This is a genomic window from Mucilaginibacter sp. GW822-FHT03E02, from assembly GCF_058801545.1.
Window position 1 is genome coordinate 1,722,616 of record NZ_JBXANJ010000001.1, and the last position, 13,502, is coordinate 1,736,117.

The window sequence follows — 13,502 nt, forward strand, 5'->3', positions numbered from 1 at the left end:
TTTAGCTTTATATCTTTGCAACCTTTGAAACAACACTTAATATGAATTTTGTTGAAGAACTAACCTGGCGCGGTATGCTGCATACCATTATGCCGGGCACCGAAGAAATGCTTAATAAAGGCATGGCTTCGGGATATATAGGATTTGACCCAACTGCAGATTCGCTGCACGTAGGTCACCTTACGCAGATCATGACGCTCATCCACTTTCAGCGCGCGGGCCATAAGCCATTCGCGTTGGTTGGCGGCGCTACCGGCATGGTGGGCGATCCTTCGGGCAAATCGCAGGAACGTAATTTATTATCTGAAGACGTTTTACAACATAACCTGGAGGCTGTAAAGGCGCAACTTACCCGTTTCCTGGATTTTGACAGCGGCATGAATAGTGCCAAAATGGTAAACAATTACGATTGGTTTAAAAGTTTTACTTTTCTTGATTTTATCCGCGATGTTGGTAAGCATATCACTGTGAACTACATGATGGCCAAAGATTCGGTTAAGAAACGTTTGGAAGGTGATACCGGCATGTCGTTCACCGAGTTCACTTACCAGCTGGTTCAGGGATACGATTTTTATTACCTGTGGAAACACCATAATTGCACCATACAAATGGGTGGCAGCGACCAATGGGGCAATATTGTTACCGGTACCGAACTGATTCGCAGAAAAGATGCGGGCGAGGCTTTTGCACTTACTACCCAACTAATAAAAAAAGCAGATGGTACTAAATTTGGCAAAACCGAAAGCGGCGCCGTTTGGCTTGATCCGGAGCGTACATCGCCTTACCAGTTTTACCAGTTTTGGTTAAACACCACCGATGTTGACGCGAAGGCATACGTCAGGATTTTTACCTTGTATGATCGCGAAGTAATTGAAGCCTGGGAGGCCGATCACGATGCAGCACCACATACAAGGGTGTTACAAAAAGCATTGGCAAAAGATATTACCATTCGCGTGCATGGCGAAGCCGAGTATGAAAAAGCGATTAAATCATCGGAGTTTTTATTTGGGAATGTTGGCATAGAGTTTTTAAGCGAACTTAACGATGCCGAGGTATTGGGTTTATTTGCCGGCGTACCCAACTTTACAATTTCATTAACTGAATTACATGAGGGCATCAGTATTACCGATTTGTTAGCTGTTAAAACCGCTATATTCCCATCCAAGGGTGAAGCAAAGAAAACGATTGTTGGTGGTGGCGCGTCGATAAACAAAGTAAAGATTGCGACGGCCGATGACGTTTATAATGCAGATGCTCTGATAAACGGGAAATTTATAGTAGCGCAAAAAGGAAAAAAGAACTACTTTTTGATAGTAGCAGAATAAACACGTTATTATACTTGCGAAGTTTTTGAAACTTCGCAAGTCTTGAAATCAAAGAAGCGATGAGCCTAAAACTCATCGCTTTTTTATTGACCTGTATTAAAGATTAATTTGTAAATGACTTTATATTAAAAATCGCTTAACAAATCAAGCTTCTTGGCATTGTACTCTTCCTGCGATATCAGGCCGTTATCAAAAAGCATTTTAAGTCTCTTTAACTTTTCGGTAAGCTCATCCGGTTTGGGGGCTGCAGTTTGTTGCACAACAGGCTCAGGGGCCGGAGCTGGAACGGGTGGAGCAACATGCGCTGGTACCGGTATTTGTGGTGCGGCTACCGGTGCCTGGGCAGCAAACACCTGCTGTGTGGGTGTTGTACGGGCCGCGTTATCAAACTGAACAGCGCCAGATTCGGCACGTTTTTGTTCCAGATCGCGCTGGCGGCGGGCTTCGCGTTCAACTTCTTTACGTTCCTGGGCGTACTGGTACAGTTTACGACCCTGTACTTTAGGCAGGTAATCAACAGCCATTTCGGCACCGTTAGTGGTTTTTACGCTGAATATAGCGCCAATAATTTCTTCTTTTGTATATACATCAACAATATCCTTCCATACAAAATCAACAAATTTGATGGACAGGCCCAGGTTGGCCGGAGTAAAAAATAAAATACGTTTGTTGGTTATGGCAATGCAATCCGGAAATAAATTCACCAATGGCTTTTTCTGAACCGCTATATAAATGATCTCTTCACCGGAAGAAAGCAGGTCGACCAGGCGGAAATAAACTTTTTCAACCGTTTTTGGATCTTGTTCCTCGTTTAAAAATTTCTCAATCATGTTTTCAGCATTTTATGATGCGTGCAAAAATAACAATAATACTTAAGTTGGCTATAAGTTTTAAGCAATCAGCAAATTACATCCACGAATATCGCTTTGATCAAACCTGCCCAACACCTCAAACGAGCCATCGGCATAGGTTTTACCCAAATCCTGGGTGGCTATGAACGAGCAGGAATTGATATTAGCCAGGTCGATCACATTAATTCCACCTGTTTTTCCATTGCTTAACGTAGTGATAGGATCGTTAGTATCGCGGATGATGATTTGCATCCATGGCGGACAATCAAAAATGCCATCGCCTTTTGAGTAAGCTTGTGATAACAATTCCGTCATCCCGTATTCGGAATGTATAGTACTCACCCCGAAACCTTTACATAAAACCTGGTGTAATTCCTCGCGGATCATTTCCTTGCGCCGGCCTTTCATGCCACCGGTTTCCATCACAATCAATTCAGGGAAATCAATATTGTACTGCTCAATAAAGTCAAGCAGCCCAAAGGTAACCCCTATTAACAAAGTAGGCTTTTGAACTTCCTGCTGATTTATAAGCTGTTGGTAAAGTTCATCATGGTTATACAAAAAAAAGCCACTATCCGGGTTATCAGATTGTTTTATCAAATCATCAACCATATAAATAAGCGATGAGCCTTCACGCTCCAAATAAGAAGGTAATAGCGCCAATACCGTATAATCCTCAATATCACCATAAAACAACCTGAAGGCATTCCTGAAACTATCTTCGTACCAGGTTTTATCTGTTACATGATGGCTGCTGGTAATCATACCCGTAGTACCCGAACTGGTAAAAGTTACCTCAATTGGGGCATTTGAGCTAAGAATATGATGCGATTTAAAAAATTCAATTGGCAAAAAAGGAATTTTTTCAACCTTATCAACTTTTGCTAAATCGATTTTTAATCCTTCGATAAACCGGCTGTATACAGCGCAATTTTCGGCCTGGTATCTAAAAACCTGCAAGGCAGTTTGCTCAAACTGCTCTTTATTATTTATCGAAAAAACCTGTTGTTTACCGGGCACCATCATCGGCGGCAAAGATAATCGATGATTTATGGATTCCCGCGACTTTTCAGAAATGTACTCATAAATGCGTCAAAATATCGCAAATTTCATACAAAAAACCTCACATTTTCTGCAATTTCTGGTCACTAAAACACAAGAAATATCGCAAATTATTCAACCCCGATAAAAACACGTTTCCGCAAGTTCCGGGTTTTAACTCATTGCCTGTTGCCCCACCTTTGATCTATATAAAAAACAATATCATGAGCAATTTTAAAATCGTGCCGCTATCCAAAGCCTTCGTCCAAAAAATAAAAACAACCATGACCGACGACTTTGGCAATCCCGTAGTTGAACAACTGGCAACCGGCCTGGGCCCCTGTCGCATCTCGTTAAAACCATTTAACAAAGGGGTTGACAAGCGGCTACTATTTAAACACTCGCCCTTTGAACTTGAGAATGCTTACAACCAACCCGGGCCGGTATTTGTGAACGCCGAACAGGTAGATGAGTATACCGACATATTCCACTTCCCGCCCGAAATAAAGGCGAATAAACAAAGCTTCCCGCTATCACTTATTGGATACAATAAAGATCAGATGATGGCCGTGACCCGTTTGGTTGGCGATGCCGATGTGGATGAGCTTATAAACGAGTTATTTGACCAGTATCCTGACATCGAATACCTGCATGCGCGCAATGCCCAGGCCTGTTGTTTTATCTGCAAAATTGAACGAAGATAATAACACAGTTAAATAATTTAATTTAAAAACAACCGATGGGGTTTATGGGTTGATTATACATCAACTATTACATTAAATATCATACCCCATGAAAACGATAAAATTTTTGGCTATCCCATTGATGCTTAGCCTCTTCTTTGTATTGGTATCGGCCAAGGCCGGCGACAAGGAAAATGAACGTGTGCACAGTGCCACAAATGTATTGAAGGATTTTAGCAAGATGAAAGAAAGCATCCCGCGCCAATTGCTTCAACAATACGAGGGCATTGTAATTATACCCAAACTAATCAATGCCGGTTTAGGCATCGGTGGTAAACGCGGCAAAGGCCTGGCTATGGTTAAGCTGCCTGATGGCAAATGGAGCAACCCGGTATTTGTAACCTTAACCGGCGGCAGTTTTGGCTTGCAGGTTGGCGTACAATCAGTCGACCTGGTTTTGGTGTTCCGCCATAAGGGCGTATTAACCAAAGTTAAGAACGGCGACTTTACCATTGGCGGCGATATCTCTGCAGCAGCCGGCCCGGTTGGCCGCAGCTCGACAGCCAGTACAGATCACAAACTGGAGGCCGAGATATACTCCTACTCGCGCAGCCGTGGCTTATTCGCGGGTATTACCATCAATGGTTCAAACCTGGGCATCGACAAAAAGGGCAACGCCAATTTTTATGGAAACGACGATTCGTCAAAGGATATCTTCGCCACCACTACCAGTAAAAAAGAGTCGGTTATTGGCCTAAAGGCAACTTTGAATACATTTTAAGCATAGCTATTTAGGCCGGATAGCTATTTGCTTTTACTGGGTTATAAATCAAATAACCAATAATAAACTAATGGCGGCGAGTTATTTAAGCTCATCGTCATTGGTTTTATATCTCTCGCCAATTAGCCCTCTTCAGCCGGAAAGTCATACAAAGGTTAATAAATATCGCAAACAACTGCACGTTTTATGAGTTGCTTACGTTAATTGCTAACATAGCATTTAATTTACACACCCCATGAAAACGTTAAAACTGTTAAAATTCCCGTTAATATTAAGCCTGTTTTTTGTGCTGATATCGGCCAAAGCCGATGATAAAGAAACGGAGCGAATCCAAAATTCGGCCACCGTGCTGAAAAACTTTGCCGAGATGAAAGAAAGCATCCCGAGCGAACTGATGAAAAAGTATGAAGGCATAGTAATTATTCCTAAACTCATTAATGCCGGCCTGGGCATTGGCGGTAAACGCGGCAAGGGCGTTGCCATGGTAAAGCTGGCCGATGGCAAATGGAGCGACCCGGTTTTTGTTACCCTTACAGGCGGCAGCGTTGGGTTCCAGATAGGCGTACAATCTGTTGATCTGATCCTGGTGTTCCGTCATAAAAGCGTGTTAACCGATATCAAAAAAGGCAATTTCACTATAGGTGGCGATATATCGGCTGCAGCCGGCCCGGTTAACCGCAATAAATCGGCAACTACCGATTATAAACTGGAGGCCGAAATTTATTCTTATTCGCGCAGTCGTGGTCTTTTTGCGGGCATCAGCCTGAACGGTTCGGGCCTGAACATCGATAACAATGCCGACGAAAACTTTTACGGCAATACCGATTCTTCGCAGGACATTTTTGAAAGCGCCAAAAATGATTCGGAAGAAGTTAAGGACTTGAAAGATGCTTTAAAAGCTTTTAAATAGTCCGAAAGTCGGAAAGTCCGGAAGTCCGAAAGTTGGATGTCAGAAGCCCGTTTTTTGATTACCAACTTAAGACTTTCGGATTTCTTAACTTCCGGACTTCCCCACTTCCGGACTTCCCGACTACACCTTCTTCAGGCTTAATATCGAAAAATCGTCCTTTGCTTTTGTAATTATATTACCAAGCATACCCAGGCCGGTAACTTCCATTTCTACCAGGTCGCCATCCTTTAGCCACTGGGGCTGATAAGATGCATTGTTTGACAAGCCTGTTCCATTAAGTTCCAGAAAACAACCCGTACCAACCGTTCCCGATCCTATTACGTCGCCGGGCAATACATCGCATCCATATGCACAACGCTCAATAATTTCGGCAAAGGTCCATTCCATATCAGCCATATTACCTGTAGATACCTGTTTACCATTTACCACGCATTTCATGTCCAGGTTATAAGCGTTACCTGTGTGACCGGGTTTGGCTGGTACCTTATATTTCTCCAGTTCATCGGGCGTTACCAGCCAGGGGCCAATCACGGTCGAAAAATCTTTTCCTTTTGCGGGCCCAAGGTTTAGCAGCATCTCGTCCATTTGCAGGGTGCGGGCGCTCATATCGTTCATGATCATAAACCCGGCAATAAAACTATCCGCATCTGCCGCCCTGATGTTGCGGCCTTTTTTATTGAGCACAACAGCTACTTCCAGTTCAAAATCAAGCTTATCAAAATGATCGGGCATGCATTCAATTTCGCCGGCGCCTTGTATCGCGTTATGGTTGGTAAAATAAAATATAGGGTATTGATCAAATTCGGGGATCATGGCAACTCCACGGTTGCGGCGGGCAGTTTCTACATGCTGCCTAAAGGCGTAGGCGTCGCGGCACGATGACGGGTGAGGCACAGGGGCCATCAACTCAAAAAACAATTCTTCTTTTGCTTCCATGCTACCGCTACTGATTGCGGCGTGTACCCTGCGTGCGTGATCCATCAGCTCGTCGCCGCCCCACAAAAACTCATTCATATTATCGGGTATCAGCTTATCGCAGGAGTTGAGGTTATAAATATGGCCGTTTACAAAAACGCCCAAATGCTCCCGGTCTTCGGTTTTGTAGGATACTAATTTCATGGCTTAGCTGGTTTTATAAGTGGTTAGATAGTTCTTTCGGAGGTATAGTAAATGAAACATCACGTTACAGGTTACTATGCTGAGTAAGGCTACGCCTAAATTCATTATCAAAAAAAGAGCAGAAAAATATTCATGGTGCTGGTGGCCGGCTGTTTTTCCACCAGGCCTCCAATAAGCAAGCCAGGGGAAGCCCACTGATATTACACCATCAACAGGGGCGTTATTTTTGGTGTAAAATACGGTCAAAAAAACAAAAACTAAGATGGCAAGTAACGTGGGTATTACTCTTATCCGCATGTTTGGATGATTTTATAAACGGTTATATCAAAGCTAATGAATTTTAATGAGGGATTAACAGAAGGATATCGCTTTGATAAATTTTATGACGAACAGTGTTTTTTGGCGAAAGGCAATTTCCATTCATTTAAATAATACAGGCACGGAAAACTACAATCTTATTTTGGGCGTTGATGTTTCTTACCGGCACCCTTATGAATTTCGATATAGATAGGCAAACACTCCATGATTTGGCAATATTTCAAAATAACAATTCCCGCCAATCTATATATAACCTTTTCAGCCACACCAATACAATTGGTGGCAGCGAAGCGCTACATGATATGTTCAACAAGCCGCTTACAGATCCTGTTCAGATAAGAGAAAGAATAGAAGTGTTTTTATACATTGCGGAACACAATATTACTATCGACCTGAATAGAAACGATTACGATTTTGTAGAATTTTATCTCAAAAAGCATTATCATGCTAAAGCATTTTCAGTTATAACCGGATTCTTAGAAAAAATCATACATACATTCAATAACAACAATGATTACTATGTAATTCAAACCGGCATAGAAAGTACGCTGGCAATACTCGATAGCTTAATAAATTACGCTGACGCGTTACAGGGCTATCTGCCTAAAAAAATACAGGAATTCCGCTCCATTATTTTAAATACTTTCCGGCCCGAAGAACTTGTATGGCTCAAACAATTGATAAAGAAACCTAATCGCAGCGCTGCGGATATGGCAAAAGCCGATCAGCTTTTCAGGCAACTTGCCTATGAAAAAATGAAGGTTTTGTTGAATGTTGCCTATCAGTTAGATGTATATCAATCCGTTAGCTTAAGCAGTAAAAGACTTGGTTTCACGTTACCGGTAATTAATGAAAATAATGCAAGGGAGTTAACCATCCAAGGATTATTCCACCCGTTTATTGCCAATCCTAAAAGTAACGACATAGCATTCAGCGCCGACAGGAACGTTTGCTTTATTACCGGAACCAATATGGCGGGCAAATCATCGCTGCTTAAAGCAATTGGAATTGCTATCTATTTATCCCAAATAGGTTTTCCAGTGCCAGCGAAAAGCATGGTGACCTCCGGATTTAAAGGTCTGATTACAACCATAAACTTAGCAGACGATGTTGAACAGGGACATAGCCACTTTTATAAAGAGGTTTTGCGGGTAAAGCAGGTGGCCGAAAAGATAAATGAGTCAGAAGGTATTTTTGTGATTTTTGACGAATTGTTCAGGGGGACAAATGTTAAAGATGCCTACGATGCCTCCCTGGCTATAATAGCTGCCTTTGCAGAGGTAAAAACCTGTTTCTTTTTAGTTTCTACACATATTGTTGAGGTTGCCCATGAATTATCGTCCATCGAAAATATTAACTTCCGGTATATGGAAACTATTTTTGAAGATACCAACCCGGTAAATACTTATAAACTAAAAGAGGGCATTACCGAAGAGCGGTTAGGCATGTGGATTGTGAAAAATGAACGGATCCTGGAAATAATAAAAAACGCTTTAAAAACGTAGGATTTGGGTAGATAATTTACCATCGGTTTCCATATCGGTACGATGCAAGGCGATTAAAATGAACCGTGCCGATGGCACTCAATTGCTATTGTTTTAATATTCAACGGGTTGAAACCCGTTGCTACAAAATGCGCCAGGGCTACGCCCTTGGGGAACTGCAAGCGCAAAACTTGATGAATTAAGGACAGATGCCCGATAATACAATTCATTCAGAATTGAGCCGAAAGTTTCCAGTTCTAAGTCAAACAACGCCCCCAATTTGTTGCCTTGCCGTATGTATTTTGTCCCCGCATCAAAGTCCGCATAGCGGACGGGGCATTTATTAGCCACGGGTTTCAACCCGTGGACAATGCAACCATACTTGTTTAAAGTTCCGTAGGAACGACCCATTTATCTGGGATCTGTTTATTAAACCACCTCTTCCTTTTCAAATGCCTTTTTAACCAGCAACCCCGATAAGGCCGCAAAACCGGCCACCAAACCACCAACTACACCAGTGATAACCAATATTAACCACCATGACGGCAAATGAAACAGTGCGGCTATCCGTTTGGCCAAAATATGATCATTGGGAATACTTTTAAACAATGCCAGCACTACCCACACAATAAACACGGCACCAAAACCCGAAATAAAAGCCTGCCTGGCTGTTTTACCAACAAAAAGCGCGGCCAAAAACGCGGCTATGGCCACCACCCACCAGGGTAAAAAGAAACCGCTTGCAAAGGATAATATGAGGATAATGAGGAATAACATAAGCTTATTTTTGATTGCTGATGGTTAAGGTTGTTTTGATACGGCTTGATTTTTCGGCAGGCGATTGCATGAACAACAATTCCTTCAACTCGCCGTTTTGCCAGGTTTTAAGCATATCATCGTAATAAAAGCTGCCGGGGTTGCCGCTTTCGCCGCCGGGGAAAATACCGTAACCCTTTACTGTAGGGCCCATTTGTACCACCATGCGCCACGATGGGCCATGACCGTTATTTAAAGCGTTGATGGTTGATCCGGTTCCGCCCGATTCAAAATTGCCCGAGCTTAGGGCTTCCTGGTTAGTAAGGTGGGCTATCTCCATTTTTTTAACCATCCCCCATTGCCAGGCTTTACCGGGCTGGCCGTATTTGTGTACCATATCATCAACCACGTTGGTAAACGCGGCATTTATAATCTCGGTACAGGTTTCTTTAACCGGGGTGCGGGTATCATCAAACCATTTGGAGTTGGGCTCTTTGGCTATCAGTTTTTCGGTACGGTCCATTGATGGGTAATTATCGCGCAGATTTTTGGCGGCAAAATCATCGCTCCATATCGTATTATATATTTTAAGCCACCATGCGTTAAAAATGGTTGCACCTACTGAATTTATGGCGAAGTTTTTATCCCAGTTTTTCACCGTATTATAAGCTACGGTTTGGGTTTTATCCAGTTTACTGGCATCAAGATATCTGAGCAGCACCGGCATCATATCCTGGGCGCGGATGCTGTATACATCCGTCTGTAATATCCGCATACTATCTATAGTGGCGTTGTGCATCACGCTAAGCCTGTCGTTAATGCGCTTGCCGCGCTGGTAGGGAGCAAACTGCCAGTTGATATAGTACGGATAGGTCTGATCTGTTGATGATTGGTTGGCCGAACTTACAAAACCGCGCGACGGATTTTTAACCGTTGGGTTTTGATCGAAAGGGATCCAGCCGTGCCAGTCGTCGGCCGGGTCGGTGCCATCCAGTATAAACTTGCCCTGATCTTTATATTTCAGCGGGAATTTTCCATTGGGGGTTATGGCAATGTCGTTATCGCGGCTGGCAAATACAAAGTTTGATGCCGGAGCATTAAAATAAGTAAGCGCCTTGCGGTAATCATCGTAGTTTTTACCATGGTTCAGGATGTACATCGTCATCAACTCGTTTGATTTGTCGTGCGCTATCCATCGCAAGGCATCGCCAATGGGCACAAAACCAGGGGTATGCGCGGTGGCTTTACTTTTATCTTCGTAAACTACCGGCCCGTGATGGGTGTAAATAACAGTATCAATTAAAGGTTTTTGGCCGCGGATATTAATCACCTCTACCCTGCGGGTGGTTTTACTCCATCGGTTATTATACCAGTATTCGTTCTTTTTATCATCCTTAAATTTAACCTGGTACCAATCAAGTACATCGGCATCTACATTGGTAATACCCCAGCTAATGTTATTGTTAAAACCCAATATAACGCTTGGCGCGCCCGGCAAACTTACCCCATACACATTTACCCCCGGCGCCGAAAGCTGCAGCTGGAACCAGATAGATGGATAGGTTAAATTTAAATGCGGATCGTTAGCTAAAATGGGATAGCCATTGGCAGTTTTGCTACCGGCAACCGCCCAGTTATTACTGCCAATGCCTTCCTCCTTTACCACACGTTTGGCGCTATCGTTCATAGCCGCCAAAAAGCTGCCCGATGGCTTAGGGATGGGCAGCGGCTTAAAGTTCCATTTGGTACCTGCCGGGATAATAGGGTCTTCGCGCATAGGATAATCCGGGAACAGATCGTTAGTGGCATTGGCACCAAACTTTTTCAGCACATTGCTCATGGCAAACTCGTTGGAGCCGCCGGCCAGGGTCTCGGACATTAGCTTCAACAAAAACGCGCAGTTAATGGGCTTAAAATCTTCGGGGGCGTAATCCAGCAATTTAAACTCCAGCGGGTATTCGCGCGGACCAAGCTGGTGTATATAGGCGTTGATGCCATCTGTATAAGCCAAAATCATTTCGCGGATGGGTTTGGCGGCCATCATTTCTTTCAACGAGTTTTCGGCGCCGTAAACCATGCCCATACGGCGGTGGTAACGGTCAATCTCCAAAGCCTGCGGACCTGCAATTTCGGCAAGCCTGCCTGCGGCGCTCCGGGTTTGTATGTCCAGTTGCCAAAGGCGCTCCGTAGCGGTTACGTAACCCTGGGCGTAGTACAAATCGTGTTCGTTTTGGGCAAATATGTGTGGGATGCGGTTTTCATCGTACTTAATAGTAACCTTGCCAGTAAGCCCGGGAAGGTTTAATGTACGCGAAGCTAAAATATGTTTACTCTCGGCATTTTGCCAAAAACCATCTGCAGGGCTTAAAAACCGGCCTACCGGCGGTGCCGGGCCAATTTTGGTTTGCAGTAGCCAGATAAGGCCAAGGGTAAAGGCTATGGAAAAAAACGCTTTTATAAATTTCATCAGTCAAATGAGGGGGATATCGACAATAAAGTTAAGGTTTTAATACGCTTCTTCAAGCTTTGGTTTGCGCTTGCGGTAATGTTTTTTTGGTTTATGTTGCAGGCTATCGGGATCGCTGGTGTGGTACACCGGCTTTTTCTCCCTCCGGTACTCCCATGGCGGTGTCGGGCTGGCATCGGCCCAAAGGCCCAACTTGCTTTGGCGGGCATGCTGCTCATACCCTGCCAGCTGAGCATTTTGCGAATATTGTTTGTATTGCCAGGCGTAACCGCTTTTTACCAGCTGGTAATTTACATTGGTGCCATCATCCAAAATAACCAATGCTACGGTGCGGCCATAACGGTCGTGCACGTTACCTATCAGTTTTACATATTTGCCAAAGCACAAATCCGAAGTAAACTTTTTAGCGGCCTGCCCAAAGGCCTGTGTTTTTTCGGGACAATCTACCTCGGCCAGCCTTACGGTCATTTGCTGGTTATCGCTGCTGAGTAAACCTATGGTGTCGCCATCTTTAATTTTTACCACTTTATACAGGTAATCGGGCTTGGGGTTGCAAGCCCAGAGCAGTAAAACAACGATAAGGAAGAGGGAGGAATATTTTTTGAACACTTTGCAAATGTGCAGATTTCAAATTTCAGATATGCAGATGATGGGCGTATTTTTTTGCCGGTTTTGATTTTTTGTCTGAACTCGGATTAAGCAGATTTTTCAGATTTTGATTTGTGAGGCGACAGGCATCCTGAAGATCCTTTGATCTGACGAGTCCTGGTTCAGACAATCGGATTTCAGATGTACAGGTGTTAAAAAATGATGTAATCGATAAAAAACACCTTAATTAACTATACCTTTAGTTAATATGAAAACATTAGCCTTCCTACTCTTACTTTGTGGATGCTTTAATCTTCCATCAACGGCCCAAACCAGCAAATTAAACCCTGCATTAATTAAAAAAATTGATTCGATGTTTAAGGACGACCAATTTTGGCGGAAAGAAGATCAGAAACTACAACGCAATCAAAAATCGGATTACAGCGCCGAAACCATCCAGCAAAAATGGGTCGAGACAGACAGTATAAACGAGGTTAAAGCAAAGCTCATCATCAAAAAATACGGTTTCCCCGGTTACGACCTGGTTGGCGAAACAAGCAACAATTTTTGGGCTATCATACAACATTGTGATAATGATATAGCTTTCCAGGAGCAGGTGTTAGTGTTGCTAAAAAAGGAGGTGGATAAAAATAACGCCAGCAAAACCAATTATGCTTTATTAACCGACAGGGTATTGGTAGGCAAAAATCAAAAACAAATTTACGGCACCCAAATAAAGCGCGATCCTAAAACAGGCAAATCGGCGCCGTTTCCGCTAAAATACCCCAAATTAGTTGATAAGTTGCGGAAGCAAATGGATTTAGGGCCGCTGGCCGAATATGTGAAGCAGTTTAACAGTCAATAAATTCCCGGAATCAAGAATTAACAAAATTTGCCTAACTTAATAGCTATTTTCACCATGAACCATGAACCATGAACCATGAACCATGAACCATGAACCATGAACCATGAACCATGAACCATGAACCATGAACCATGAACCATGAACCATGAACCATGAACCATGAACCATGAACCATGAACCATGAACCATGAACCATGAACCATGACCAATGACCAATGAACCATGACCAATGAACCATGACCAATGAACCATGACCAATGAATAATTTATAAAACAATTTCACAGTTAATATCATTTTAATATCTGCTATTCGT

The 13,502-nt window shown here is 43.2% G+C and carries 13 protein-coding genes; 6 read left to right on the forward strand and 7 right to left on the reverse strand.

Annotation, left to right across the window (positions count from 1 at the left end):
* Nucleotides 1-41: 41 nt before the first annotated feature.
* Entirely contained in the window at nucleotides 42-1,325 is a 1,284-nt protein-coding gene (tyrS, locus tag AC1RM2_RS07110) for a tyrosine--tRNA ligase (protein ID WP_492984293.1), read from the forward strand.
* Nucleotides 1,326-1,450: 125 nt separating this feature from the next.
* Here tyrS and AC1RM2_RS07115 read toward each other — a convergent pair whose 3' ends face one another.
* Together AC1RM2_RS07115 and AC1RM2_RS07120 are read right to left on the reverse strand one after the other, a co-directional pair.
* On the reverse strand, nucleotides 1,451-2,155 hold the full coding sequence (locus AC1RM2_RS07115) for a PH domain-containing protein (protein WP_492984294.1): 705 nt from the start codon (nucleotides 2,153-2,155) through the stop codon (nucleotides 1,451-1,453).
* A 60-nt stretch (nucleotides 2,156-2,215) separates the two neighbouring features.
* The gene (locus AC1RM2_RS07120; RefSeq protein WP_492984295.1) at nucleotides 2,216-3,202 is read right to left on the reverse strand and encodes a LuxE/PaaK family acyltransferase; all 987 of its coding nucleotides are present in this window, start codon (nucleotides 3,200-3,202) and stop codon (nucleotides 2,216-2,218) included.
* Nucleotides 3,203-3,441: 239 nt separating this feature from the next.
* Between AC1RM2_RS07120 and AC1RM2_RS07125 the strand changes: the two genes are divergently transcribed.
* The 3 genes from AC1RM2_RS07125 (at nucleotide 3,442) to AC1RM2_RS07135 (ending at nucleotide 5,591) form a co-directional block, all read left to right on the forward strand.
* Entirely contained in the window at nucleotides 3,442-3,921 is a 480-nt protein-coding gene (locus AC1RM2_RS07125) for a DUF1203 domain-containing protein (protein ID WP_492984296.1), read from the forward strand.
* An 88-nt stretch (nucleotides 3,922-4,009) separates the two neighbouring features.
* Complete coding sequence (locus AC1RM2_RS07130) at nucleotides 4,010-4,681, forward strand: lipid-binding SYLF domain-containing protein (RefSeq protein ID WP_492984297.1); 672 nt, start codon at nucleotides 4,010-4,012, stop codon at nucleotides 4,679-4,681.
* 235 nt (nucleotides 4,682-4,916) lie between these two features.
* The gene (locus tag AC1RM2_RS07135) at nucleotides 4,917-5,591 is read left to right on the forward strand and encodes a lipid-binding SYLF domain-containing protein (RefSeq protein ID WP_492984298.1); all 675 of its coding nucleotides are present in this window, start codon (nucleotides 4,917-4,919) and stop codon (nucleotides 5,589-5,591) included.
* 120 nt (nucleotides 5,592-5,711) lie between these two features.
* Here the strand turns inward: AC1RM2_RS07135 and AC1RM2_RS07140 are convergent, their stop codons facing one another.
* Nucleotides 5,712-6,710 (reverse strand): fumarylacetoacetate hydrolase family protein, encoded by a 999-nt coding sequence (locus AC1RM2_RS07140; RefSeq protein WP_492984299.1) that lies wholly within the window; start codon nucleotides 6,708-6,710, stop codon nucleotides 5,712-5,714.
* A gap of 3 nt (nucleotides 6,711-6,713) precedes the next feature.
* Nucleotides 6,714-7,007 carry a hypothetical protein gene (locus tag AC1RM2_RS07145; RefSeq protein ID WP_492984300.1) on the reverse strand — a complete coding sequence of 98 codons (294 nt, stop codon included), beginning with the start codon at nucleotides 7,005-7,007 and terminating at the stop codon, nucleotides 6,714-6,716.
* A gap of 194 nt (nucleotides 7,008-7,201) precedes the next feature.
* Here AC1RM2_RS07145 and AC1RM2_RS07150 point away from each other — a divergent pair, with 194 nt between their 5' ends.
* A complete protein-coding gene (locus tag AC1RM2_RS07150; protein WP_492984301.1) occupies nucleotides 7,202-8,533 on the forward strand; it encodes a MutS-related protein in 1,332 nt (443 codons plus the stop codon).
* A gap of 408 nt (nucleotides 8,534-8,941) precedes the next feature.
* Here the strand turns inward: AC1RM2_RS07150 and AC1RM2_RS07155 are convergent, their stop codons facing one another.
* Genes AC1RM2_RS07155 through AC1RM2_RS07165 form a run of 3 tightly spaced genes read right to left on the reverse strand, consistent with a single transcriptional unit; the run spans nucleotide 8,942 to nucleotide 12,344 of the window.
* Entirely contained in the window at nucleotides 8,942-9,289 is a 348-nt protein-coding gene (locus AC1RM2_RS07155; RefSeq protein WP_492984302.1) for a hypothetical protein, read from the reverse strand.
* A gap of 4 nt (nucleotides 9,290-9,293) precedes the next feature.
* A complete protein-coding gene (locus AC1RM2_RS07160; RefSeq protein WP_492984303.1) occupies nucleotides 9,294-11,735 on the reverse strand; it encodes a penicillin acylase family protein in 2,442 nt (813 codons plus the stop codon).
* Between the two features lie 39 nt (nucleotides 11,736-11,774).
* On the reverse strand, nucleotides 11,775-12,344 hold the full coding sequence (locus AC1RM2_RS07165) for a thermonuclease family protein (RefSeq protein ID WP_492984304.1): 570 nt from the start codon (nucleotides 12,342-12,344) through the stop codon (nucleotides 11,775-11,777).
* Nucleotides 12,345-12,591: 247 nt separating this feature from the next.
* Here AC1RM2_RS07165 and AC1RM2_RS07170 point away from each other — a divergent pair, with 247 nt between their 5' ends.
* Complete coding sequence (locus tag AC1RM2_RS07170) at nucleotides 12,592-13,188, forward strand: DUF6624 domain-containing protein (protein WP_492984305.1); 597 nt, start codon at nucleotides 12,592-12,594, stop codon at nucleotides 13,186-13,188.
* The last annotated feature ends 314 nt before the right edge of the window (nucleotides 13,189-13,502 follow it).